Source organism: Pseudomonas palleroniana, assembly GCF_022836895.1.
Classification (GTDB): Bacteria; Pseudomonadota; Gammaproteobacteria; order Pseudomonadales; family Pseudomonadaceae; genus Aquipseudomonas; species Aquipseudomonas palleroniana.
Window position 1 is genome coordinate 2089895 of the sequence record NZ_CP092411.1, and the last position, 21741, is coordinate 2111635.

Annotated in this window: 23 protein-coding genes and 1 tRNA gene; 8 read left to right on the forward strand and 16 right to left on the reverse strand. The window is 57.6% G+C overall.

Features of this window, described 5'->3' with window-relative positions:
- Window positions 1-82 precede the first annotated feature (82 nt).
- From MJP36_RS09580 to MJP36_RS09595, 4 genes are all read left to right on the forward strand, one after another.
- The gene (locus MJP36_RS09580) at window positions 83-424 is read left to right on the forward strand and encodes a ribonuclease E inhibitor RraB (protein WP_060756266.1); all 342 of its coding nucleotides are present in this window, start codon (window positions 83-85) and stop codon (window positions 422-424) included.
- Between the two features lie 394 nt (window positions 425-818).
- On the forward strand, window positions 819-2228 hold the full coding sequence (locus MJP36_RS09585; protein ID WP_060756265.1) for a circularly permuted type 2 ATP-grasp protein: 1410 nt from the start codon (window positions 819-821) through the stop codon (window positions 2226-2228).
- Between the two features lie 4 nt (window positions 2229-2232).
- Window positions 2233-3183: an alpha-E domain-containing protein gene (locus MJP36_RS09590; protein WP_104994570.1), complete on the forward strand. Its 951-nt coding sequence runs from the start codon at window positions 2233-2235 to the stop codon at window positions 3181-3183.
- Entirely contained in the window at window positions 3180-3986 is an 807-nt protein-coding gene (locus MJP36_RS09595; protein WP_060756263.1) for a transglutaminase family protein, read from the forward strand. The genes MJP36_RS09590 and MJP36_RS09595 overlap by 4 nt, the downstream gene beginning before the upstream one ends.
- A gap of 110 nt (window positions 3987-4096) precedes the next feature.
- On the opposite strand, the gene MJP36_RS09600 is transcribed toward MJP36_RS09595, so the two are convergent.
- Window positions 4097-4903 carry a c-type cytochrome gene (locus MJP36_RS09600; RefSeq protein ID WP_244385234.1) on the reverse strand — a complete coding sequence of 269 codons (807 nt, stop codon included), beginning with the start codon at window positions 4901-4903 and terminating at the stop codon, window positions 4097-4099.
- Window positions 4904-5549: 646 nt separating this feature from the next.
- Between MJP36_RS09600 and MJP36_RS09605 the strand changes: the two genes are divergently transcribed.
- The 3 genes from MJP36_RS09605 (at window position 5550) to MJP36_RS09615 (ending at window position 9819) form a co-directional block, all read left to right on the forward strand.
- On the forward strand, window positions 5550-6758 hold the full coding sequence (locus tag MJP36_RS09605; RefSeq protein ID WP_244385235.1) for an acetyl-CoA C-acetyltransferase: 1209 nt from the start codon (window positions 5550-5552) through the stop codon (window positions 6756-6758).
- A gap of 16 nt (window positions 6759-6774) precedes the next feature.
- Window positions 6775-8922 carry a 3-hydroxyacyl-CoA dehydrogenase NAD-binding domain-containing protein gene (locus tag MJP36_RS09610; protein WP_244385236.1) on the forward strand — a complete coding sequence of 716 codons (2148 nt, stop codon included), beginning with the start codon at window positions 6775-6777 and terminating at the stop codon, window positions 8920-8922.
- A 171-nt stretch (window positions 8923-9093) separates the two neighbouring features.
- Window positions 9094-9819 (forward strand): amidotransferase, encoded by a 726-nt coding sequence (locus tag MJP36_RS09615; RefSeq protein WP_090369159.1) that lies wholly within the window; start codon window positions 9094-9096, stop codon window positions 9817-9819.
- Here the strand turns inward: MJP36_RS09615 and MJP36_RS09620 are convergent.
- The 3 genes from MJP36_RS09620 to MJP36_RS09630 all read right to left on the reverse strand — a co-directional run bounded on the left by MJP36_RS09620 (window position 9816) and on the right by MJP36_RS09630 (window position 12557).
- A complete protein-coding gene (locus MJP36_RS09620; protein ID WP_060756258.1) occupies window positions 9816-10787 on the reverse strand; it encodes a magnesium and cobalt transport protein CorA in 972 nt (323 codons plus the stop codon). The two genes, MJP36_RS09615 and MJP36_RS09620, sit on opposite strands and share 4 nt — an antisense overlap.
- 142 nt (window positions 10788-10929) lie before the next feature.
- Window positions 10930-11652 (reverse strand): 1-acylglycerol-3-phosphate O-acyltransferase, encoded by a 723-nt coding sequence (locus tag MJP36_RS09625; protein WP_244385237.1) that lies wholly within the window; start codon window positions 11650-11652, stop codon window positions 10930-10932.
- 212 nt (window positions 11653-11864) lie between these two features.
- Window positions 11865-12557 (reverse strand): crotonase/enoyl-CoA hydratase family protein, encoded by a 693-nt coding sequence (locus tag MJP36_RS09630; protein WP_104994565.1) that lies wholly within the window; start codon window positions 12555-12557, stop codon window positions 11865-11867.
- A 336-nt stretch (window positions 12558-12893) separates the two neighbouring features.
- Between MJP36_RS09630 and MJP36_RS09635 the strand changes: the two genes are divergently transcribed.
- A tRNA-Ser gene (locus MJP36_RS09635) sits at window positions 12894-12983 on the forward strand.
- Window positions 12984-13535: 552 nt separating this feature from the next.
- On the opposite strand, the gene MJP36_RS09640 is transcribed toward MJP36_RS09635, so the two are convergent.
- From MJP36_RS09640 to MJP36_RS09705, 12 genes are all read right to left on the reverse strand, one after another.
- Complete coding sequence (locus MJP36_RS09640; protein WP_244385238.1) at window positions 13536-13907, reverse strand: hypothetical protein; 372 nt, start codon at window positions 13905-13907, stop codon at window positions 13536-13538.
- On the reverse strand, window positions 13904-14341 hold the full coding sequence (locus MJP36_RS09645) for a hypothetical protein (RefSeq protein ID WP_244385239.1): 438 nt from the start codon (window positions 14339-14341) through the stop codon (window positions 13904-13906). The genes MJP36_RS09640 and MJP36_RS09645 overlap by 4 nt, the downstream gene beginning before the upstream one ends.
- Window positions 14342-14615: 274 nt before the next feature.
- A complete protein-coding gene (locus MJP36_RS09650) occupies window positions 14616-15779 on the reverse strand; it encodes an Arm DNA-binding domain-containing protein (protein WP_244385240.1) in 1164 nt (387 codons plus the stop codon).
- A gap of 106 nt (window positions 15780-15885) precedes the next feature.
- Window positions 15886-16056: a hypothetical protein gene (locus MJP36_RS09655; RefSeq protein WP_244385241.1), complete on the reverse strand. Its 171-nt coding sequence runs from the start codon at window positions 16054-16056 to the stop codon at window positions 15886-15888.
- Window positions 16049-16297, reverse strand: coding sequence for a hypothetical protein (locus MJP36_RS09660; protein ID WP_244385242.1), 249 nt, complete (start codon window positions 16295-16297; stop codon window positions 16049-16051). Before MJP36_RS09660 ends, MJP36_RS09655 begins: the two co-directional genes overlap by 8 nt.
- Before the next feature lie 65 nt (window positions 16298-16362).
- Window positions 16363-16656: a hypothetical protein gene (locus MJP36_RS09665; protein ID WP_161549550.1), complete on the reverse strand. Its 294-nt coding sequence runs from the start codon at window positions 16654-16656 to the stop codon at window positions 16363-16365.
- A 15-nt stretch (window positions 16657-16671) separates the two neighbouring features.
- A complete protein-coding gene (locus MJP36_RS09670) occupies window positions 16672-19470 on the reverse strand; it encodes a toprim domain-containing protein (RefSeq protein ID WP_244385243.1) in 2799 nt (932 codons plus the stop codon).
- A 4-nt stretch (window positions 19471-19474) separates the two neighbouring features.
- Window positions 19475-19708 (reverse strand): hypothetical protein, encoded by a 234-nt coding sequence (locus MJP36_RS09675; protein WP_038451200.1) that lies wholly within the window; start codon window positions 19706-19708, stop codon window positions 19475-19477.
- A 73-nt stretch (window positions 19709-19781) separates the two neighbouring features.
- Window positions 19782-20018 (reverse strand): hypothetical protein, encoded by a 237-nt coding sequence (locus MJP36_RS09680; RefSeq protein WP_244385244.1) that lies wholly within the window; start codon window positions 20016-20018, stop codon window positions 19782-19784.
- Window positions 20015-20494 carry a YmfL family putative regulatory protein gene (locus MJP36_RS09685; RefSeq protein WP_279613771.1) on the reverse strand — a complete coding sequence of 160 codons (480 nt, stop codon included), beginning with the start codon at window positions 20492-20494 and terminating at the stop codon, window positions 20015-20017. The genes MJP36_RS09680 and MJP36_RS09685 overlap by 4 nt, the downstream gene beginning before the upstream one ends.
- A gap of 29 nt (window positions 20495-20523) precedes the next feature.
- Window positions 20524-20736, reverse strand: a complete 213-nt coding sequence (locus tag MJP36_RS09690; protein WP_046070460.1) for a helix-turn-helix domain-containing protein — start codon at window positions 20734-20736, stop codon at window positions 20524-20526.
- A gap of 734 nt (window positions 20737-21470) precedes the next feature.
- Window positions 21471-21728, reverse strand: coding sequence for an Ogr/Delta-like zinc finger protein (locus MJP36_RS09705; protein ID WP_244385248.1), 258 nt, complete (start codon window positions 21726-21728; stop codon window positions 21471-21473).
- Between the last annotated feature and the right edge of the window lie 13 nt (window positions 21729-21741).

The following is a 21741-nucleotide window of genomic DNA, read 5'->3' on the forward strand; positions in this document are numbered from 1 at the left end:
TATTGCCGTAGTACCTGCGCCAGTAGGGCGCAGGCTTCGGGAAGCACGGAAAGTCTATCCATCGGTTTGAGGAGGACGTTTCATGAGCACAGCCTATCAAGAAGATATCAGCACCCATGTTCTGCGCCGCATGAAAGAAGGCGGCTTTGACTTCTCGCGTTTTCACCCCATCGAGTTCTACGCCATTTTCCCGGATGAGGAACGGGCGCGCCGGGCTGCGGGTCGATTTCGTGGGGAATCGCTGAATGCCCAGGTCAGCGCGCGCGACGATGGCGCGTGGTACTTGGAACTGAGCAAAATCATGTCCGCAACCTACGACGGCATAGGAGACTTCGAACAAGACTTTGAAGCGGTGGTCGAGCCGCTGGGCGGGATCATCGAGGGATGGGGCGTGAAGCAGGAGGTGCGTGGATTACCCATGTAGCTGCATAGAGTCTCAGCGTATCGGCTGACCTTCGGGTCGGCCGATTTTGTTTGTGCCGTCTGAAAATGTGTGGAACTTGCGCGGTACTTTCTCAGCTTCAAAAAAAAGCCACCCGACAAGGGTGGCCTAAAGGGAAGAGCGGAGCGCTGAAGGCAGTTCAGCAGATGGGGCGATTATCCCTGGGGGCAGCCGGGCAATGAAATCAACTCTGGCTATGCTGTTGATAGCCAAAGCCCGCATTGGGATGAAGCGTGACGCAAGGCGGCGGGCATTCTGCGCACCAGGACGGTGCGGTTAGATTCCGCTGCTTATCCAACTCACTGATTTATAAGTGTTTATGCCGATGGCACGGGCCTTGCGAAGGTTCTTGCGTCCGGGGGACAAGGAGTACGGCATGATCCGCACTTATTACGACGAGATGTACGATGGGGCAGGGCAGGTCCGTCCCCATTACCGCGAATTCGCCCGCTGGTTGGCTGAAACACCCGCCGAGCTGTTGGCCCAGCGCCGGCGTGAGGCCGATTTGCTGTTTCACCGCGCCGGGATCACGTTCACCCTGTATGGGGACGAGCAGGGCACCGAACGCCTGATTCCCTTCGATACAATCCCGCGCAGCATACCGGCAAGCGAGTGGCGCACGGTCGAGCGCGGCTGCATCCAGCGGGTCAAGGCGCTGAACATGTTCCTCGCCGATCTGTATCACGACCAACGCATCATCAAGGCCGGGATCATTCCCGCTGAACAGGTATTGGCCAACGAGCAATACCAACTGGCGATGCAGGGGCTGAACCTGCACCGCGATCTGTATTCCCACATCTCCGGCGTCGACCTCGTACGCGATGGCGACGGTACTTACTACGTGTTGGAAGACAACCTGCGTACCCCGAGCGGTGTCAGCTACATGCTCGAAGATCGCAAGATGATGATGCGCCTGTTCCCCGAACTGTTCGCGGCCCAGCGCATTGCTCCGATCGATCATTATCCGAACCTGCTGCTCGATACCCTCAAAAGCTCAAGCCCGCTGGATAACCCGAGCGTGGTGGTGCTGACGCCAGGGCGTTTCAACAGCGCATTCTTCGAACATGCGTTCCTGGCCCGCGAGATGGGCGTGGAACTGGTGGAGGGGGCCGACCTGTTTGTGCGCGATGACCGCGTGTTCATGCGCACCACCGACGGCCCCAAGGCGGTGGATGTGATCTACCGCCGCCTCGACGACGCATTCCTCGACCCGTTGGCGTTCAACCCCGAGTCCATGCTGGGTGTGCCCGGCCTGCTCGCCGCCTATCGTTCGGGTAACGTGGTACTGGCCAATGCCATCGGCACGGGGGTGGCGGATGACAAGTCGGTGTACCCCTTCGTCACCGAGATGATCCGTTTTTATCTGGATGAAGAACCCATCCTGAAGAATGTTCCGACGTACCAGTGTCGTAAGCCTGACGAACTATCCCACGTGCTGGCCAACCTGCCGGACTTGGTGGTGAAGGAAACCCAAGGCTCCGGCGGCTACGGCATGCTGGTCGGCCCGGCGTCTACCGCGGCGGAAATCGAAGCCTTTCGCGCCCGCATCAAAGCCAAGCCCCACGCCTATATCGCCCAACCAACGCTGTGTTTATCCACGTGCCCGACCTTTGTCGAAAACGGTATCGCACCGCGCCATATCGACCTGCGTCCCTTCGTGTTATCCGGCAAGGAAACCCGCGTGGTGCCCGGCGGCTTGACCCGTGTGGCGCTGCGTGAAGGTTCGCTGGTGGTCAACTCGTCCCAGGGCGGCGGCACCAAAGACACCTGGGTGGTCGAGGACTGATGCCATGTTGAGTAGAACTGCCTCGGATTTGTACTGGATGTCGCGCTATCTGGAACGTGCGGAAAACCTCGCACGCATGCTCGACGTCAGCTATTCGCTGTCGCTGATGCCTCAAGACGGGCACGGTGACGGTCTGCATGAACTGGCCATGCCGTTGCTGATCACCGGCACCCTGGATGACTACCGTGAACGCCACGGCGAACTGCATGCCGAACACCTGCTGCACTTCTTCGCGCTGGACGCGGCCAACCCGGCCAGCATCTACAGTTGTCTCGGCGCCGCGCGGGCCAGCGCCCATGCGGTTCGTGGGCGAATTACCGCCGACATGTGGGAAAACATCAACGCCACCTGGCTGGATATCCGCGACATCGCCCAGCAAGGCTTGAGCCATTACGGCATGAGCCGGTTTTGCGAGTGGGTCAAGGAGCGTTCGCACCTGTTCCGGGGCGCCACTTACGGCACCATCATGCGTAACGACGCCTTTCGCTTTATCCGCCTGGGCACCTTCATCGAGCGTGCCGACAACACCCTGCGCCTGCTGGACGCACGTTATGAAATGGCCGGCGACCAGGCCGCCGCCGTCAGCGACGGCACAGCCCACGCCTACTACCAGTGGAGCGCCTTGCTGCGCGCGTTATCGTCGTTCGAGGCCTACACCGAGATCTATCGCGACGCGCCCGGCGCCCGGCAAGTGGCCGAGTTGTTGCTGTTACGCGCTGATGTCCCACGCTCGCTGCGCGCCTGCAGCGAAGAGATCGACCAGATCCTCGCCAGCCTGCCCGGCCTCAACGGGCGACCGGCCCAGCGCCTGGCCGCCGAAATGGACGCACGCCTGCGCTTTACCGCCATCGACGAAATCCTTGAGGAAGGCCTGCACGCCTGGCTGACCGACTTTATCCCTTTGGTCCGCCAGTTGGGCGACGCCATCTACAGCTCCTACCTGGAGGCCGCATGAGACTCTCCCTCAGCCACGAAACCACCTACCACTATGAAGACCCGGTGCGCGCCAGTATCCAGTACCTGCGCCTCACGCCCCATGACAGCGAGCGCCAGCACGTCATCAGTTGGCAGCTAGACCTGCCACGCCCGGTGCGGGCACAGGTCGATCCGTTCGGCAATATCCTGCATGTGCTGACGCTGGACGAACCCCACGACGCGGTCATCATCGGTGCCCGTGGCCAGGTGGATATCGATGAGTTACGCGAGGCTGAACACGAGAGCCAGTCGGCTTTCCCGTTCCTGCGCAGCACGCGCCTGACCGAACCCGACGAAGCGTTGCGCAGCTTTGCCGAGCAGCACTGCCGGCAACGTCGCGACCGCAGCGCGTTGATCGACCTGATGCACGCGCTCAACCAGTCGATGGTCTACACGCCGGGTGCAACCGCAGTTGACACCAGTGCCGCCGAGGCTTTCGCCGGGCGGGCAGGCGTATGCCAGGACCATACCCACGCCTTCCTGGCCTGCGCACGCAGCCTGGGGATTGCGGCGCGATATGTGTCGGGATATCTGTACACCGAAGACAGCACGCACCTGGCCAGCCACGCCTGGGCTGAAGCCTGGCTGGATGACGCCTGGTACAGCTTTGACGTGACCAACCAACTGGCGCGGCCGGAGCGGCATTTGAAACTGGCCGTGGGCCTGGATTACCTGGATGCCTGCCCGGTACGCGGCATGCGTCGGGGCGGCGGGCATGAACAGATGCATGCCAAGGTGTTATGCATGGCGCCGGCCCCGGTGATCGCTGTCCAGCAGCAATAATGCAATGTGGGAGGGGTCTTGCTCCCGATCGGCGGTTGCCAGTCAGTGATTTTTAGCTGACACACCGCTATCGGGAGCAAGCCCCTCCCACATAGGCATTGTCGCGAAGTTCAGGGGTGTTGTTTACGCCCCGCCATATGCCTCAAATACCCCACCAGCAAATCCAGCTCAGTATCGGGCAATACACTGGCTGCAAAAGCCGGCATCTTCGCCTGTGGCCAATGCCGCAGGCTCTGGGGATCGCGGATATAGCGCTTGAGGAAATCCCCGCTGAAATATTCGGTGGGGTTGTAGGGAATATTCAGATCCGGCCCCACTTGGGCGTCGCCGGCGCCATTGAGCCGGTGACAGGCCAGGCAGTTTTTCTGGAACAACGCAAAGCCTTGGTTCACGGGGTCATTCGCCGCCAGCTGCGGATCGGGCAGCAAGGCGGGAAAGCGTTCGGCGACGGTCTTCAATTGCTTGATCCCGGAGATCTGGAACGGCCACTGCTCAGGGCTGATGGAGCCGGCTTGCGGATCGGTCCACACCAGATAAAACGGCCCGGCACTCGGTTTATCTTGCGCCAGCGCCGGCCAAGGGTGATCGGGGTCCTCAATGGCAAGCCAGGCGCGGGCGCCGTGGTTTTGCAGAAACGGCGCGGCGGCAAGTTCGGCAGCGAAGCCATCGAGGGCGACGGCTTGCAGATGGTTTTCCGCTTTTAGTCCCGGTAGGAGGGCGGCTAGTGGCACTGCGCGATAGGTCATATTGCGCTTGTAGGAAACGTCATCGACGATCTGCACCGTCTGTACATCCGGCCGCTTGAGCAAGTCGGCGGTCTGCCAAGTCTTGCTGGTGTGGTCCAGTTCGATGGTCAATTGCGCTGCAGAGACGGGCAGAGTCAGTAATGCAATGAATAGGGCGACGATCGTTTTCACGATATGGGCTCGATGTGATGGGCAAAGACACCCAACAATAGCGGAAAATCGCACGCAAAACGGCAGCGCCTGCACAGGACCGCTATACGCAATGTCCCGGCAGGTGCCGCCAAAAACTGCAGTCGTGATGCTGCGTGTGCACTGAATGCGAGGGTTGAGCCGTCACCCGATAATCTTGGTGAGATTGGGCAAGATCAAAATCAGTGTGGTGGCGAAAAGAATGAGTCCCGCCTGACGTACTTTCGAATGTTTGAACATGGCTGACTGCCTTTTGTTGTTATTCCTGAGCGTCAAATGCGTGCCGGAAAATTTCACTATGCCGATATGACGTGTCGCTTTTCTTACAGCTGCTCCAGCAAAACCCGGCAGCAGCCTCTTACAGATTCAACCTTAGAGCCCCTGTTCTGCGCGGCTTAGATCCATTTCATATCAGCTAAGCAGTATTTGAGCTTAAAACGGCATGAGGCCAATCGCCATCTTGGCGCCAGCCCTAGGGCTAGACCGCTAAAACGATTAATCAGCGGTTTCCCTTAGGTACCTACCGTTCGTCCGAGCGAGGGGGTCAAAAGCAATGAGCGCATCCGTCATTGAAACCGTGTCAATCGGGCCTAAGGTAGGCACACACGCACAGCGGTTCGAGGATGTCATGACCCAACAAGCTTTGATCTTTGATGCGATACGTACGCCCCGGGGCAAAGGCAAAGCCGAGGGTGCCCTGCACAGCGTCAAGCCGGTAAACCTGGTGGCCGGCTTGCTTACGACGCTGGCGCAACGCGCCGATCTTGATACGCATCAGGTGGATGATATCGTCCTCGGCTGCGTCACCCCGGTGGGCGACCAGGGCGCCGACATCGCCAAGACTGCCGCGCTGGTGGCGGACTGGGACATCAGCGTTGCCGGCGTGCAGATCAACCGTTTCTGCGCCTCGGGCCTGGAAGCGGTGAACCTGGGCGCGATGAAAGTGCGCTCAGGCTTCGAAGACCTGGTGGTGGTCGGTGGCGTCGAGTCCATGTCGCGGGTGCCGATGGGCAGCGATGGGGGAGCCTGGGTACTCGATCCGCAAACCAATATGCACAGTCATTTCACGCCCCAGGGCATCGGTGCAGATTTGATCGCAACCCTGGAAGGCTTCAGTCGCGAGGACGTCGATACCTTCGCCCTGCAGTCCCAGCAGAAAGCGGCGAGGGCGCGTGCAGACGGCTCCTTCAGCAAATCGTTGATTTCAGTGCAGGACCAGAATGGCATCGTGCTGCTGGACCATGACGAGTTCATCCGCGGCGACTCCACCTTAGATGGCCTGGGCAAACTCAAACCCAGCTTCGAAATGATCGGGCAAATGGGCTTCGATGCCACTGCGCTGCGGGTCTACAGCCACGTGGAGCGTATCCACCATGTGCACACGCCGGGCAACAGCTCGGGTATCGTCGATGGGGCCGCCTTGATGTTGATCGGCTCCGAGGCCAAAGGCCGTGAACTGGGGCTGCAACCTCGGGCGCGTATCGTCGCCACTGCCGTCACCAGCACCGACCCGACCATCATGCTCACCGGCCCGGCCCCGGCCACACGCAAGGCCCTGGCCAAGGCCGGGCTGCGCGTAGAAGACATTGACCTGTTCGAGGTCAACGAAGCTTTCGCCTCTGTAGTGCTCAAGTTCATCAAGGACATGCGTATCGACCCCGCTCGGGTCAACGTCAACGGCGGCTCCATCGCCATGGGCCATCCGTTGGGCGCCACGGGCTGCGCGATCCTCGGCACCTTGCTCGACGAGCTGGAAGCACGCCGTCAGCGCTACGGCCTGGCCACCCTGTGTGTCGGCGGTGGCATGGGCATCGCGACCATCATCGAACGTCTCTGAGCCGAAGGAACCCGTCATGAGCGACGCTATTCGTTACGAAAAAGGCCAGGACCAGATTGTGGTACTGACCCTCGACATGCCCGGCCAGAGTGCCAACACCATGAACGCCGCGTACCGCGAGGCCATGGCGGCCACCGTCACGCGCCTGGAAGCGGAAAAGGACAGCCTTGCCGGTGTGATCATCACCTCGGCCAAGAACACGTTTTTTGCCGGTGGCGACCTCAATGAGCTGATCCAGGTCGACAAGCACCACGCCAAGGATTTCTACGACGGCGTGCGCGTGCTCAAGGCCCAGTTGCGCCGCCTGGAAACCCTCGGCAAACCGGTCGTGGCCGCGATCAATGGCGCGGCCCTGGGCGGTGGCTGGGAGATTTGCCTGGCCTGTCATTACCGCGTCGCACTGGACGATAAATCCACCCAGCTCGGCTTGCCGGAAGTCACCCTGGGCCTGTTGCCGGGCGGTGGTGGGGTCGTGCGCATGGTGCGCCTGCTGGGGCTGGAAAAGGCCCTGCCGTATTTGTTGGAAGGTAAAAAACTACGGCCGCAACAGGCGCTGCAAGCGGGCTTGATCAATGAGCTGGCCTTGAGCCGTGATGAACTGTTGGCCAAGTCTCGCGCCTGGATTTTCGCCAACCCCGAGGCCAGGCAGCCTTGGGACAACAACGCGTATCAAATCCCCAGCGGTACGCCGTCGAACCCCAAGGTTGCACAGATGCTGGCGATTGCACCGTCGATGTTGCGCAGCAAAACCAACGGCTGCTTTCCGGCTCCGGAAAAAATCCTTTGCGCCGCCGTGGAAGGCGCGCAGGTGGATTTCGACACGGCCCACCTGATCGAAACCCGTTACTTCACCGAACTGGTCACCGGCCAGGTGGCGAAGAACATGATCGGTACCTTCTGGTTCCAGCTCAACGAAATCAACGCCGGCGGCTCGCGCCCCCAAGGCTTTGCCCCTTACGTGACACGCAAAGTCGGCGTGCTCGGTGCCGGGATGATGGGCGCGGGGATCGCTTATGTCAGTGCCAGCGCGGGCATCGACGTGGTGCTCAAGGACATCAACCTCGCCGCCGCCGAGAAAGGCAAGGCGCACTCGGCCGCGCTATTGGACAAGAAGGTGGGGCGTGGGCAATTGACCGCCGAGCAGCGCGATACCACCCTGGCGCGCATTCATCCTACGGCCTCTGATGCCGATCTGGCCGGTTGCGACCTGATCATCGAGGCCGTGTTTGAAAACCGCGAGCTCAAGGCCCAGGTTTCGGCCGCCGCCCAAAGCGTCGTCGGCGCCGACGCGGTGATCGCCTCCAATACCTCCACCTTGCCCATCAGCGGCCTGGCCAACGCCGTGCCCGATCCAGGCAAGTTCCTGGGCCTGCATTTCTTCAGCCCGGTGGACAAGATGCCGTTGGTGGAAATCATCAAGGGCACGCAAACCAGCGACGAAACCCTGGCCCGAGGTTTTGATTTCGTACTGCAGATCAAGAAAACCCCGATTGTGGTCAACGACAGTCGCGGCTTCTTCACCTCGCGGGTGTTCGGCACCTTCACCAATGAAGGCATCGCTATGCTCGGTGAAGGCGTGGCCGCACCGATGATCGAGACCGAAGCGCGCAAGGCCGGCATGCCGGTGGGGCCGTTGGCGGTGTCCGATGAGGTATCGCTCAGCTTGATGAGCCATATCCGACAGCAAACGGCCAAGGATCTGCAGGCCGAAGGTAAGGAGATGCCGACGCATCCGGCAACGCGGGTGATCGACCTGCTGGTGAATGAGTACAAACGCGCCGGCAAGGCAGCGGGTGGTGGGTTCTATGACTATCCGGCAGGCGGGCAGAAACACCTGTGGCCGGAACTGAAAGCCCGTTTCGAACAGTCGGGTAAACAGATTTCGCCACAGGATGTACGTGACCGCCTGCTGTTTATCCAGGCCATCGAAACCGTGCGGTGTGTGGAGGAGGGGGTGTTGATGTCCACGGCGGATGCCAATGTGGGCTCGATCTTCGGCATTGGCTTTGCCGCGTGGAGTGGCGGTGCGTTGCAGTTTATCAACCAGTACGGGTTGAACGACTTCATCGCCCGGGCGCGCTACCTGTCGGAGCAATATGGGGAGCGGTTCTCTCCTCCGGCGTTGTTGTTGGAAAAGGCTGCACAAGGCGAAATATTTCGGTGACCCGAATGTGGGAGGTGACTTGCTCCCGATGGCGATGTATCAGCTGACGAGTCAGTAACTGTGCCACCGCTATCGGGAGCAAGCCCCCTCCCACAAGGGCTTGCCTTGGAGGGTGTTTCAAGGCAGGCTCTGGGGTGTGCATTATTCCCATCACCGTGTCAGGTATTTTTTATGTCGCTACGCGTCTGTATCCTGGAAACCGATATCCTGCGTCCAGGCTTGATCGATCAATACCAAGGGTACGGGCAGATGTTCAAGCGCCTGTTCTCCAAGCAGCCGATTGCCGCCGAATTCGTTGTCTACAACGTTGTGCAGGGCGAATACCCGCCGGAAGATGAAGTGTTTGATGCCTACCTGGTCACTGGCAGCAAGGCCGATTCCTTTGGCACCGACCCTTGGATCCAGACTCTCAAGACTTATCTGCTCGAGCGTTATGAGCGCGGCGACAAACTGCTGGGGATCTGCTTCGGCCACCAATTGCTGGCACTGCTGCTGGGCGGCAAGACCGAGCGCGCCGGCCAGGGCTGGGGCATGGGCATCCACGATTACAAGCTCGATGCCAAGGCGCCGTGGATGAGCCCTGAAGTGGAAGAACTGACGCTATTGATCAGCCATCAGGACCAGGTCACCACGCTGCCGAAAAACGCCACGGTGATTGCTTCCAGCGCGTTTTGCCCGTTTGCGGCGTACCACATTGGCGATCAGGTGCTGTGCTTCCAGGGCCACCCGGAATTTGTCCATGACTATTCCCGCGAGCTGTTGGAGATTCTTCAGACGACCTTGGGCGAGAAGGTCTACAACCATGGCGTCGCCAGCCTGGAACGCGACCACCACGGCGTCACCGTGGCGGAATGGATGATGCGTTTCGTGGCCCACAAATCCGAGGCCAAGCGTTAAAGCCAGCCCGAACGCTTGAAGCTGGCCCACAAACCGGTACAGCCCACCGCGATAAACCCGAGCACTGCAAAATAGCCGTAGTGCCATTGCAGCTCGGGCATATTCTGGAAGTTCATCCCGTAGATCCCCGCCACCGCTGTGGGGAAGGCGAGGATCGCCGCCCATGCGGCGAACTTGCGCTGCACCACGCTTTGGCGCGAAGCCTCCAGCAATACACCGATCTCGATGGTCTGGCTGGCGATATCGCGCAGGGTGGTGAGGTCTTCCATTTGCCGTGTCACATGGATCTGCACATCGCGGAAATACGGGCGCATGTTCTTGTCGATGAACGGGAAGCTCAGTTTCTGCAGCTCCTGGCTGATCTCCACCATCGGCGCGACGTAGCGCTTGAGCCGCAGCACGTCGCGGCGCAAGCCATGCAAGTTCTGGATATCACGCTCATTCAGCGAGCTGCACAATACGTTGCGTTCCAGTTCATCGATCTCGGCATGGATCGCCTCGCTCACCGGTTGGTAATTCTCGGTGACGAAATCCAGCAGCGCATAGAGTACGAAATCTTCCCCATGCTCCAGCAACAGTGGCCGCGCCTCACAGCGCTGGCGCACAAGCCCGTAGGATGCCGAGTGGCCATTGCGTGCAGTGATGATGTAGCCGTTGCCGGCAAAGATATGGGTTTCGATAAACACCAGCTTGCCGTTCTCGCGCACCGGTGAGTAGGTGACGATAAACAGTGCATCGCCGAAGGTTTCCAGCTTCGGGCGGCTGTGCTTTTCCAGGGCGTCTTCGATGGCCAGTTCATGCAGGTTGAACTGGCGTTGCAGGTTGGCCAGCTCTTGAGCGTTGGGGGCTTCCAGGCCGATCCATACAAAGTGGTCAGGTTTGGCGGCCCAGGCGGCGCCTTCGTCGAGGGTGATATCGGTGACTTTCTTGCCGGCGCTGTAGACGGCAGCCGCAACAACTCTACCCATGGTGCTGATCGCTTCTTATTGGGATGACAGATGTTGGGCAGCTTAGCCTGAATGACGTTCCGTCGTAGCTGTCATTGCGACGAGCTTTTTGTGGTGAGCGAGCTTGCTCGCGCTGGGGGACGAAGCGCCCCCCGGGCGGTATTCAAGCAGCCCGCAACTCACGATCCATCTGCGCGATGCATTCATCCATCTGCACCTGGCAACTTTGCATCAACCGGGGGATGTCATCCGAAGTCAGCCCAACCGTAGGAATCGGCGGCAACGACCGTATGAGTACATCCCCACTGTTCCAGCGATTGAGCTGCATATGGGTGATGTAATTGCTGACGCACACCTGCACGATCGGCACCCCGGCCGCAATCGCCATATGGAATGCGCCCTTCTTGAACGGCAACAAGCCTTTGCCCAGGTTGCGTGTGCCCTCCGGGAACACCCAGATCGACGTGTTCTCATGTTGCAACGTATGGGTGGTGGTAAGCATTGCCCGGCGTGCCTTGTAGGCATTGCCTCGGTCGATCAGCACATTGCCTGCCAGCCAGAACAACTGGCCGAACAGCGGCACCCATTTCAGGCTCTTCTTGGCGATGCACACCGTGCGGTGGGGCACCACGGTGCCGAACACAAACAAGTCATAGTTGGACTGGTGGTTGGCGATGATCACGCAGGTGCCGGGATTGTTGCGCAGCGAGTCGACCTGCGCTTTCACGTTCAGCCCCAACAGCCACATGGCCGGCAGCGCATAGAGGCGGGCACACAGGCGACTGTTGTCCGGGTTGAACGGACGGCAAAGGCCCAACAGTACGCCCAGCACACCGGCGACGATAAAGTGCAGGCCCATCAGCAGCATACGTAGCAGAAAAAGCATCGACACGGTCCATCGGGACAAGGGTGGCGCAGTGTACGGGTGTGCACTGGGTTCGGCAATTGCCCCTGCAGACGTGGGAGATAGGCGATGTTTAAGCACATGTTTCAATATGCACCGACATCGCCCGACTAGAGCGCCTAAAGATGATTCTGATTTATCTGTAAGAAAAAGCCCGACTCAAGGTCGGGCTCTGATGCTGCAGTTGTGAGGATTTAGCTCAGGACATGACCCTGATCCTGAATGATTGCGTCATCCAACGCCTCCAGCAGCGCTTTGCGCACTTTCAACTTGGTGTGCTTGTGGGCGTTCATATTGATCTTCTTCAACTGACGCGCCGCTTCCAGGGCCGCTGCGTGCAACTCTTCAGGGGCGACGACCTTATCCAGGAAGCCGGCATGCAAGGCGCCCTGCGGATCGAACATCTCGGCGTTGATCACCGAACGCTGAAATGCCGACTTACGCAGGCGATCCCGCGCCAATTCGATACCGGCGTGGTGCATGGTCATGCCGATCGCCACTTCATTCAGGCCGATGCTGAACGGGCCTTCCACACCAATCCGATAATCGGCCGACAACAACAGGAACGCGCCCTTGGCCACCGCATGCCCAGGGCAAGCGACGATCACCGGAAACGGATGGGACAACAGACGACGCGCCAACGTCGAACCCGACGTCACCAGGCTGATCGCCTCTTTGGGGCCGGCGGTCATCACCTTCAAGTCATAACCACCCGACAGTATCCCCGGCGTCCCGGTGATCACCAACACGGCCCGGTCTTTCTCGGCCTGATCCAGCGCCGCATTGAACTCACTGACCACCGCCGGAGAAATGGCATTCACCTTGCCGTTGCTCAAGGTCAGGGTCGCGATACCGTCTTCGAGGTGGTAGGCAATCAACTCACTCATGACGCGGTTCCTTGTAAGACTTGTTATAGAGAAGCTATGGATAGAAATGCATACGCAGACGTTACCCACCACGCCCGCCCCGGTAAAGCGCCGTGACTGACTACCCAGTCAGGCTTTTACGCCACACCCAAGGTTAGACGGCCCGGAGCAGGGCGCACCGAGCGTCCCAGGCTCACGTTGCCCATGCCCAAGAATGGCAGAATCACCGTCCCTCACCAGGCGGGTTATGACATAACCGTCTAACCGCATGAAAATTCTGAAAAAAACCTTTGCCATCGGAAAGGCTTTCGACTACATTAGCGCGCCTCGACAGACTGAACTGGTTTGACGAGATACGGTGAAGTGTCCGAGTGGCTTAAGGAGCACGCCTGGAAAGTGTGTATACAAGAAATTGTATCGAGAGTTCGAATCTCTCCTTCACCGCCAAATTGCTAAAACGCAAACCCCTGATTTTCCTAGAGAAAGTCGGGGGTTTGTGGTTTTTGGCGCCCTCAAAATAGCGCCATGGGACCACCATGGGACTAGAGCCTCATTTTGGTGCGAAAAGATTAAGGTCCAAAGCGGTCGTTGAGGGCGCATATTTTTGTAGATAAAATTTGTCTAAACCGGGAGGGTCCCGGAGTGATCGTGATGGTCGTGTGAGAGCACAGTAGTATTTCGAATTCCCAGCAAACAGCGTTTAGGGTGGCAGAGGCTATCAACCTTATAGGTTGTTTTGACTACACCTTCACACCTCTGCGGTCCAGGTAATGAAAGGAATTCACTGGTAGGTGATACCGGTTATTCAGATACGTGAGTCGTAAGTTAGAGCTGTGTGCAGTATTTCGATATATTTTCTAATGAGCTAGATGGTAGTTGTTGCGCGAGGCGACCAGATCGCTCTCTGGGGCGTGGTGTTTCTTTGAGCTCGTAGTAACTGGCTCCTTCCTGGTAAGAAGGAGCTGTTGTTGACGGTTAGAGTACTAAATTATTTTGGCTTTACTCAGTTGTTTCGTCGCTTTCTGCTAGTCTTTCCCAAGCGCTTATTTCCATGATTACAGCAGTTCTATCCGGTATATTCCATACGGGACTAGTTTTGCCCCAGTAGTAAAAATATGATTTGTTTGTGCCGTTTTCCTTTGTGGAACTTTTCCCCGATTTTGTATATAAAACAACCAAGTCGCCAGCAACAATGTCTGTATCTGGGAACCAAAAATTGTTGTGGATCTTGTTCGTCACGACTCTGTCAACACCTACTCCAGTTTGTGCCAGAATAAAGGCGCCTACGTCAACGTCGGCAACGGCCTTCAAGACTATTCTTTCCTTGTCGAGAATCCCGTTATCCGCAATTCTCAGAATAATTAAGTTCATGGTTTTACCACCTTTGCTAAAATTCCTACTAGCACGAGAAGACCACCTGCGATTGCTAAAACGGTCGCGGTCGGTTGGTTAACCCATATTGCAGGGGCAAAGCCCAAAAGAGCCGCACCGGCAGAAAGCGAAGCGAAATGTATAAGCTCAACACTGATCTTGGTTTTGAATCGCTCCTCGAGCACCCCAGCTTTTTTATCTGACTTATGAAACTCGTCTTTAAAGTAAGAAAGATCGGTTGTGACTTTTTCAAGTCTTTCTATTTCATCTATTAGTAGTCGTTGAACGGCCGGAGATAATAGTTCATCGTCACTCAGTTCTCTGCGAAGTTTTGAAAATGACTTTCTCTGTTGTGAAGATTTGCTTACTTCAAGAGAGTTTTCATTTGACGGGTTGGGTTCAATATCAGCTTGATCTCTAGCATTTTCAGCCATTATGTAATTCCCTGTACTAAGTGCAAGCTCGATATCATATGTTTCTGATTCTTGAAGAAGAATGTTCTTTGCTTTTTGGTAAGCATCAAAAATCGGCTGTCGTTTCTACTTCCCATTTTCTTGATAGTGGGCCGTAGATTACGGTGGCTTTGCCAGTGCCGCAAGTGGGGCAATGCTTGCTTCGCTTCCGAAGCATCGCCATATACTTTTCTAGTAACCCCCGCAGTTGCAGTACGAGCACTGGTAGATAGAGCTCTCTGAGCTATCTCAAACCCTATAGTTTTAATGCTAGCTGAAGCATACCCACCACGTCCGGGCCGTCCTCATTGATCCACGTCCCATAGTGCTGGCGGATCATGTTGCCGTTGGTGTGCCCCATCTGTTCGGCGATCCAATCAATCGAGGCGATGCCTGTGGTCAGCAACTGACTGGCGTAGGTATGCCTACATTGACCAGGTCCACGGTAACGAACCCCTGCTGCAAGCAAATGCGCCTTAAAGAAGCGGTCACGCACCACGAAATCGTTCGCATGCGGCATGCCACTTTTCGTGTTCAGGAATACGAAGTGCAGCGTGTGCTTGCGTACCGTCTTGTTGTCGCGCTCAACGATTTCCACGGTTTCCGCTTTTCGTTTTCGGGTTAATGCGTCGATCTTGCGCAATGCATCCCACGCTGGCGCCAAGAGGCGAACCTTGCGCATCGAACGACGGGTCTTCGTGACGCGATAGGCGCCGCGTACCTTCGATCGGCGAAAGGTCACCATCCCTTGTTCAAGGTCGACGTCCTCCCACGCCAAAGCAATGGTTTCAGACACCCGAGGACCTGCCCAAATCATGAACTGCACCATCAGTAACTCAAGCGTACGAGTGGTCGGTGTGTCGAGGATCTGTTTGATTTCCGCCCTGGTGAATGGGTCCGGTGCTTCGGGGTCGGGCAGGCGCACCATCAAACCTTCGGTGGGATCGTGCGCGACTTTCATCCGCGTACGGTAGAGCCTGAAAACCTGGCGCACGTTGCTGATAATGTCGCGGATGGTCTTATTTTTGAGGGTTTTCGACAGCGGGCCCTGGATCCACTCCTGCAGGTCCAGGTGATCGATCGCATTGATCTGCACTTTGCCCCAGCGCGGTCGTACATGTACCTCGGCCTTGTTGGCATAACCTCGATAACTCGATGCCGCGACGCTGTTGGCTTTGATGCGCAACCAGATGTCCAAGTAATGACCGAAGGTGTTTTCTACCAGCCGGGTTGAATTGGGGAAGTGGCGTGCGTAGTCAAAGATGCCTGCTTGGATTTCGTATTCGATGATGGCGAGCAAGCGCTTGGCCTGGGCAACGTTCGCCGGTGTGTTTCCTCCAGGTAACGATTCGCGGCATTTTTCGCCGTCGTATTGAAAATAGATTCTCACGGAATTACCGCGAGCTTCGACCCCACTCATGTAAACCCCTAACGCTGTACTCGTGTAGCGACAGTCTGACGATCGGAAACAAAAAGGCCCGTTTCCGGGCCAAGTATCTGGAAGCGCATCTTCTGGTGGACGCGGCTTATAGCTTGGGTTTGTGGATGCGCAGGTGGGCATTCAACCGTTGGCGTTGCCGGCTGCATTGCTCATGGTTGCCCTGCGCACGCCATCGACCGCACAGGTCGCACACGCTGGTGTAGTTGATGTTCCAGGGGAAACGTCGTGCGCGGGTTGCATGGGTTTGCTTAGGCATGGCGTTCCGCCCCCCTGGATGCGGTGTTGGCGAGCAATTGAGCGACGACTGCCGCATCCGTTTCGCTCAGTTCGCCTAGGGTGTTGGCCATCTGGCTAAGGCTTTCAAGGCGGGTGCGTGATTCCGGGGTTTTGTGCACCAGGTAGCCGATGACTGCCGCGCCGATAATCGCGGTGGCCACCAGGTGCCGCGCCGGTGTGGTAGCCTTCGCGGCGCCGCTGCTTAGGTTCTGTGCTTGCATGGTATAGCCCTCTGTTGCGGTTGGGTGTCGAGGAGCTGCAACTCCTCGGCACTGTTTTTTAAAGGTCAGTCCTTGCGGGCCAGGTGGATCACCAGGTCACCAAAATTTGGCTCATGCTCGACACATGATTGCCATTCCAGCACCCTCAGAATCTGTTGCCGGCTGCAGTCGTCCACCAATATTTCGCGCTGGCCACCGGCTGCGCGGACCTCCAAAATCTCCAGCAAGCCATCTTCCCCATAAGCCTCAGCCCGGATGATCGGCGCGCTTTCTCCCGTAAAGTCCAGACGGTCCTGAACTGACTGGAGCTTGCTGGTTTTTCCTTCGCTGGCACTGCCCATAAACACTTGGATTTGCATCGGTCTTGCTCTCCTTTACGCCTTGAATGTCCAGCACTTAACTGTGGTCGGCCGGGGTTGTGAACACGGATTGCGGTTGTTGAAAGCAGCACGAACAGCGCTGTGCACCGCCTTGTTGCTGTCCAGAAACTTGCGGGAACGGGACTCCTTGAGCAGATCGCGCAACGTGGCCACGTCTGCCAACTTCTGTTTGTGTTCGGCGGCGCGCTCGCAGAATTCGTTGAGGTTGATAGCGATCACGGTGGGGTCGCTGCTATGGTCGACCACTGGGTCTTCGCTTAAGGATTCGAGGTAGTCGTAGACCTCCCAAAACTCGGCCACGGCTGAATGGTCGGAACTGATCGAGGTCTGACGCTCGATAGCCATCCGCACGATCTGGCGTTGGGTGGCAGCGACTTGGGGATCACTCAATTTCAGCACCAGGCGCAGGCTATCCAGCAGCGATAGCAGTTGCGCGTGGTTCTTGCTGATGCGCTCGACGCGGATATAGCCACGCAAGTCATAGCCGCAGCTGTTGCAGTTGCCCGCGTCGCTGTTGTAGGCGGTGCCACAGGCGAAGCAATGGGTATGCAGGCGGCGCAGCTTGGCTTCGTGTTGTGGCATACGCTGAGCGAACAGCTCAAGCACCGCGGATTCTTTGCCCACGGCCCGCAATAGGAAATGGCTAAGGGTGCCGCCATCCAGTGCGTTCAACTGGTCAGCTGCAGCACGGCTTTCCAGGGTCACGGTCGGGCGTACAAAGTGCAGTTTTACAATGCGAGTCATGATCGCTTCGTGGGCCACTACGGCCGCGTTTTGGCTGATAGCGATCGTCCCCCGGAACGGCGGTTCGTACGTCTCGTTACCGGCTGTCTTGACGCCCTTGGTCGCCAAGGTTCCGCCGCCGAAGAAGTCTTTCAGCTCGTCCCATTCGAAGGTTTTAGCGTGTGCCCGATCATCGCTGTGGCGATCGGCTTCCAGGAATACAACCGGCATGCCGGAGACCTGGCCCATCAGTCGAGAGCGACCGGCCTTGGTCGATTTCATCGGATCGAAGCCTTCATAGCCTTCGCGGCCGAGGAGTTTCCAAAGGAGGTTCAGCAGGGTTGTTTTGCCAGCGCCGGCTTCACCGGTGGCCTCCAGGAACGGGAAAGACTGGTAGCGAGCACGGATCTGCTCGCAGAACAGCGAACCGAAGAAGAACACCAGGGCGACAAAGCCTTGAGCGCCAAAGCAAGTCCACAGCAACTGCACCCACTTTTCATCAAAGCCCTTTGCGTCGCGCTGCAGCTTGATGGGAACGCCTTTCTGGAGGGTTTTTAGGCGTAGCTTGCCGAACTCGAAATAGTCCTCACTGTTGACCTTGTAGGTAATGCCGTCCTTGATCGCGATATCGCCGTAGACGTAGCAAGCGTATTCCTTGCTGTAGCCCACGTAGTCGATGGTCGAGACGGTTTTGATGCCGAACAGCTGATCTTTCATAAGCTTGTCGAGCTGTTGGCCGCTGCCGGTAAACATCGCTCCCGCTGCCATGCCGAGCAGGCGCTTTTTAAATTCGCTGGCGGCCGACAGCTGGCCGCTGGTGAAGGTGTTTTTCACGCTTTCAGAGTCGTGGGGGAAGTCCACGCGCAGGTAGTACCAGGACTCGTCCGTTACCTCGTTACGCTGGAAATACAGGGCTTGTGGGTAGCAATTGGCAATCTCCACAACGCTGCCGGACTGCTGCAGCGCCTTTTCGCGCTGTTGAGCTTGGTTAAGCAGTTGGTCGTCGTGGTTCTCGCTGTCCTCGATGTCGGACATGGCTCGGTTGAATTTCTCCATGTCCAATTTGAACCAGTACAGGCGGTTCCCAAAGCCCAGGTGAAATTCCCCTCGCTTGTTCCAGTCGTACATGAGCAATGCTTTTTCCGCCGCGCTTTCAGCCAGCAGCAGGGCGCCCAGGTGTCGGGCTTGTTTGAGGTCGGTGGCGATTTGATCAGCGCGTTTAGTGTCGTCCTGAATGAAGCTCCAGCGTTGGTGAAGGTCGTTCCAGTCCGCTTTGCGGCCGTCGCGTTGCGGGATCTGCGCAGACTCACACACAAAGCCCAGGGCACGGGCGTCGCGTACCCAACGTCGGGTGTAGGCGTTAGCGCCGGGCTCGTTATCAAGCGCCCAAACCAGCTTCGGCAACTTCCCGCCCTCGCGGATGTTAATCAGTGCCTTGAGTGAGTCCCCGGGGAACGCATTGGAAGACATGGCCGACACGGCGGCGATGTCGTTGTGCACCAGGGCGATGGCGTCGAAGATGCCTTCAACAATCCAGATTTCCTTGGCTTCAAGCAGGTCGACGCAGGGCGGGCACCACCAAACGCCGCGATAGCTGTCCTTGGACTTGAAGCGGGCTTTCATCTTTCCAAAGCGGTGAGGCTGATCAATCAGGCGTTCCCACCAGCCACCTTTCTCCAGGGCGAAGCGAACAGTGGCACTGCCGGCGTTGTGTTCAACGGAATAGAACGTTTCCTGGGTGAACCAACCCTGGATCAGCTCAAACCGAAAGCCTCGGGCGAACTCTAGATAGGCGCGTGCTGTTGCGTTGGGATGCTGGTCTGTCGCCGGCGCTCGCTTGCTCCAGTCTTCGAACAGATCGTCGTAAAGCTCTTTTACGTGCAGGGTATGGCCACACTTTTCAGGGCGACCACAAATCACCATCCATGGCGTATCAAACCGTGAATACAGCTCCTTCTTTTTGCACTTCGGGCAGGTGCCGCCGCGCATATAGTCTGTGCCCGTGCGGTGCTTGAGCCCGAAGTCGGCCTGCAGGCGTTGCAGCACGTCGTGACGAAGATCTTCTTTCATGGGGTTACTTCACTGCTTTGAGGCTGTGGGACAGGGCTGCCATAAGGCGTTTTTGCGCAGCCATAACCGGAATGTGAGCGAGAATCGCGCCGTGACGCAGACCGGCCGCTACGAGGCGGAATTGGTCGTCGTACCAGTGTTCGTTGAGGCTCAAGCGATACTGTTCACGCAGGTTGGCCAGCAACGCTTCGGCCTCGGCTGGGGGCAGTTGTGTGGTGACAATTACGGCATTTGTCATCGTTAAACCTCAATTTCGGGCGCAGCTCACCCAAACCCACGCACGTGGGGGCGGCGATTGGTTGGGTTAGGTGTTACGGATTGGCGGGGCGCTTACAGCGTGCGATGTCCACCAGCTCGGTGTAGGCGAGTGCGGTCAGTTTGTCTGCCACTGGTTCGGACACGTTGAAGCGGTCAATCAAGTGATCGATTACACGGCGGTGTAGTGCCCGTGTGTCGCCCAGGTGTTCGGCTTGATGGCGCTCAAGAAATGCCAGTGCAGCGTTCTGTACGCATTGTTGGTAGTCCAGGGTGTTGGGTTGAGTGTTCATTGGCCTTTCCCTGATTTGGCGCAGTACAGGTCGATAGCGGCGTGGACTTCGGTAGTGCGTGCGGCCATGTGCGAGATATGGGCGTTCAGGATCAGTTCGGCTTCATCCTCGGTGATTACGCCGTCATCAAGCGCCTGGGCAATAATCTGATCCACTGTGCCCCGCTTGGCTGAGGTCTGCACTGCTCGGGCATACATCTCAACGTTGTCCAAGTTTTCCGGATGGACGATTGGCACAAACATGCCGCCGTACATTGCGGCAACGTAGTTGGCCAGGTGCTGTGTGCCCGTGACTTGTTCCAGGTCGAAAATCTGCAGGTCCGTCAGCGGGCGGCAGTTGTTGTTCTCGTAAGCGTGGTTATCAAACTTTTTGAGTGGCAGGCCGATGTGAGCAGCGGCGCGTTCGCGGCCACCTTCAAAGGTGCAAATAATTGCACTGACGACTTCGCGGCGTGTTTTTAGAACCTGATTTTTCATCTTCTGCTGTTCCCTCAGAGACCTGGCCATTACTGTGCGATCACGCCGTCTTTGATACCGAGTAACACGGCGGCGCGATGTGCTTCCCCACGACGGCATTGGCTTTGGCCGCTCAGAACGGCATAGACGGTACTTGGGTTCAGTTGATGCTGGGCCGCGAAGTCTTTCGCTGACTGTCCACGTTTTTCTAAAGCTTCCCGCGCTTGCATGCGGGCTTGCTCGGTGATGCGTGTGTTCGGCATAGTGCAGATCCGTGCAGTTTCATGTGGTGTGAGATGCACAATGATGCACTTAGGTGCACTTGTAAAGAGTGGGAATGAAAATAAGTGCATCTTTCTGAAGAAATAGGTTCTCGGCTGCAAGAAGAACGAAAGCGGTGTGGCATGACGCAAAACCAACTTGCGGAGGCGTTGGGCATCTCTAAACGGACCCAAGCCAACTACGAGTCCGGATCGAGTGACGCCACGGCCTCCTACCTGAGCAACGTTGCCGTTCAGTTCGGCTTCGACGTGCCGTACATCCTCACCGGTCAGCGCACTACGCTTGCGCACGATTCCCTGGATGAGTTGGAAGACAACATCGTTCAACAGTACCGAAGCATTCCTGCGGATGATCAAAGAGCTATTCGACGCTTCGTTAAGGCCATGGCAGACGATGCGGCCAAGGGAGTCAACTGACCAGGCTGATTCTGCCTTACCACCAGCTCGCCCCCATATCACTGCGTCAGCAATAGATTTTATGGAGTGGTAAGCATGTTGGATCGCACTAACGCCGATGTCGGTTACGTTGAAATAGCTGCATCTGCGCGGTATGAGCTTTCGCACATTGAACGACGCTTGATTGGCTTCTATCGCCAATTGAGCCGACGTGACCAGGAGCAATTGCGCAGGCTGACCGAGGCGCTGATAAGCAACCCGGACCAGTCCGACGACGATTGATTCCTGAGCCGCCGGCATGTGGTTGTCGGCGGTTTGCATCATGCGACTGCCTGCGATCCGAGCTTGTCGAATAGCTCCCGCTGCTGTGCTCTAGGCATATCCCGTAGGCGATCGATCAGCAGCCTTTCGAAGGTCTGAGCTGATGGGCTAAGCGTGTGGGAAAACGTGAGGTTTGCCACCCAGCTGTGCCCACATTTTGCGTCGAGACACTGGCAGTAAAGTTTCGCGAAATCAGCAGATAGCACCTCACGAGATGCGATCCGACCTTTGTGTCCGCACTTACAAGTCACTCTCATGGTTCCCTCCCCA

What these genes read in the sequence shown, in the direction of transcription:
- MJP36_RS09625 (WP_244385237.1), bottom strand. Translation starts at nt 11,652, where the DNA reads ATGCTTTTTCTGCTACGTATGCTGCTGATGGGCCTGCACTTTATCGTC.
- MJP36_RS09690 (WP_046070460.1), bottom strand. Translation starts at nt 20,736, where the DNA reads ATGCCGAACACACGCATCACCGAGCAAGCCCGCATGCAAGCGCGGGAA.
- MJP36_RS09650 (WP_244385240.1), bottom strand. Translation starts at nt 15,779, where the DNA reads ATGAGTGGGGTCGAAGCTCGCGGTAATTCCGTGAGAATCTATTTTCAA.
- MJP36_RS09660 (WP_244385242.1), bottom strand. Translation starts at nt 16,297, where the DNA reads ATGCAAGCACAGAACCTAAGCAGCGGCGCCGCGAAGGCTACCACACCG.
- MJP36_RS09595 (WP_060756263.1), top strand. Translation starts at nt 3,180, where the DNA reads ATGAGACTCTCCCTCAGCCACGAAACCACCTACCACTATGAAGACCCG.
- MJP36_RS09585 (WP_060756265.1), top strand. Translation starts at nt 819, where the DNA reads ATGATCCGCACTTATTACGACGAGATGTACGATGGGGCAGGGCAGGTC.
- MJP36_RS09665 (WP_161549550.1), bottom strand. Translation starts at nt 16,656, where the DNA reads ATGCAAATCCAAGTGTTTATGGGCAGTGCCAGCGAAGGAAAAACCAGC.
- MJP36_RS09590 (WP_104994570.1), top strand. Translation starts at nt 2,233, where the DNA reads ATGTTGAGTAGAACTGCCTCGGATTTGTACTGGATGTCGCGCTATCTG.
- MJP36_RS09680 (WP_244385244.1), bottom strand. Translation starts at nt 20,018, where the DNA reads ATGAACACTCAACCCAACACCCTGGACTACCAACAATGCGTACAGAAC.
- MJP36_RS09630 (WP_104994565.1), bottom strand. Translation starts at nt 12,557, where the DNA reads ATGAGTGAGTTGATTGCCTACCACCTCGAAGACGGTATCGCGACCCTG.
- MJP36_RS09615 (WP_090369159.1), top strand. Translation starts at nt 9,094, where the DNA reads ATGTCGCTACGCGTCTGTATCCTGGAAACCGATATCCTGCGTCCAGGC.
- MJP36_RS09675 (WP_038451200.1), bottom strand. Translation starts at nt 19,708, where the DNA reads ATGACAAATGCCGTAATTGTCACCACACAACTGCCCCCAGCCGAGGCC.
- MJP36_RS09620 (WP_060756258.1), bottom strand. Translation starts at nt 10,787, where the DNA reads ATGGGTAGAGTTGTTGCGGCTGCCGTCTACAGCGCCGGCAAGAAAGTC.
- MJP36_RS09655 (WP_244385241.1), bottom strand. Translation starts at nt 16,056, where the DNA reads ATGCCTAAGCAAACCCATGCAACCCGCGCACGACGTTTCCCCTGGAAC.
- MJP36_RS09605 (WP_244385235.1), top strand. Translation starts at nt 5,550, where the DNA reads ATGACCCAACAAGCTTTGATCTTTGATGCGATACGTACGCCCCGGGGC.
- MJP36_RS09645 (WP_244385239.1), bottom strand. Translation starts at nt 14,341, where the DNA reads ATGGCTGAAAATGCTAGAGATCAAGCTGATATTGAACCCAACCCGTCA.
- MJP36_RS09705 (WP_244385248.1), bottom strand. Translation starts at nt 21,728, where the DNA reads ATGAGAGTGACTTGTAAGTGCGGACACAAAGGTCGGATCGCATCTCGT.
- MJP36_RS09640 (WP_244385238.1), bottom strand. Translation starts at nt 13,907, where the DNA reads ATGAACTTAATTATTCTGAGAATTGCGGATAACGGGATTCTCGACAAG.
- MJP36_RS09580 (WP_060756266.1), top strand. Translation starts at nt 83, where the DNA reads ATGAGCACAGCCTATCAAGAAGATATCAGCACCCATGTTCTGCGCCGC.
- MJP36_RS09610 (WP_244385236.1), top strand. Translation starts at nt 6,775, where the DNA reads ATGAGCGACGCTATTCGTTACGAAAAAGGCCAGGACCAGATTGTGGTA.
- MJP36_RS09670 (WP_244385243.1), bottom strand. Translation starts at nt 19,470, where the DNA reads ATGAAAGAAGATCTTCGTCACGACGTGCTGCAACGCCTGCAGGCCGAC.
- MJP36_RS09685 (WP_279613771.1), bottom strand. Translation starts at nt 20,494, where the DNA reads ATGAAAAATCAGGTTCTAAAAACACGCCGCGAAGTCGTCAGTGCAATT.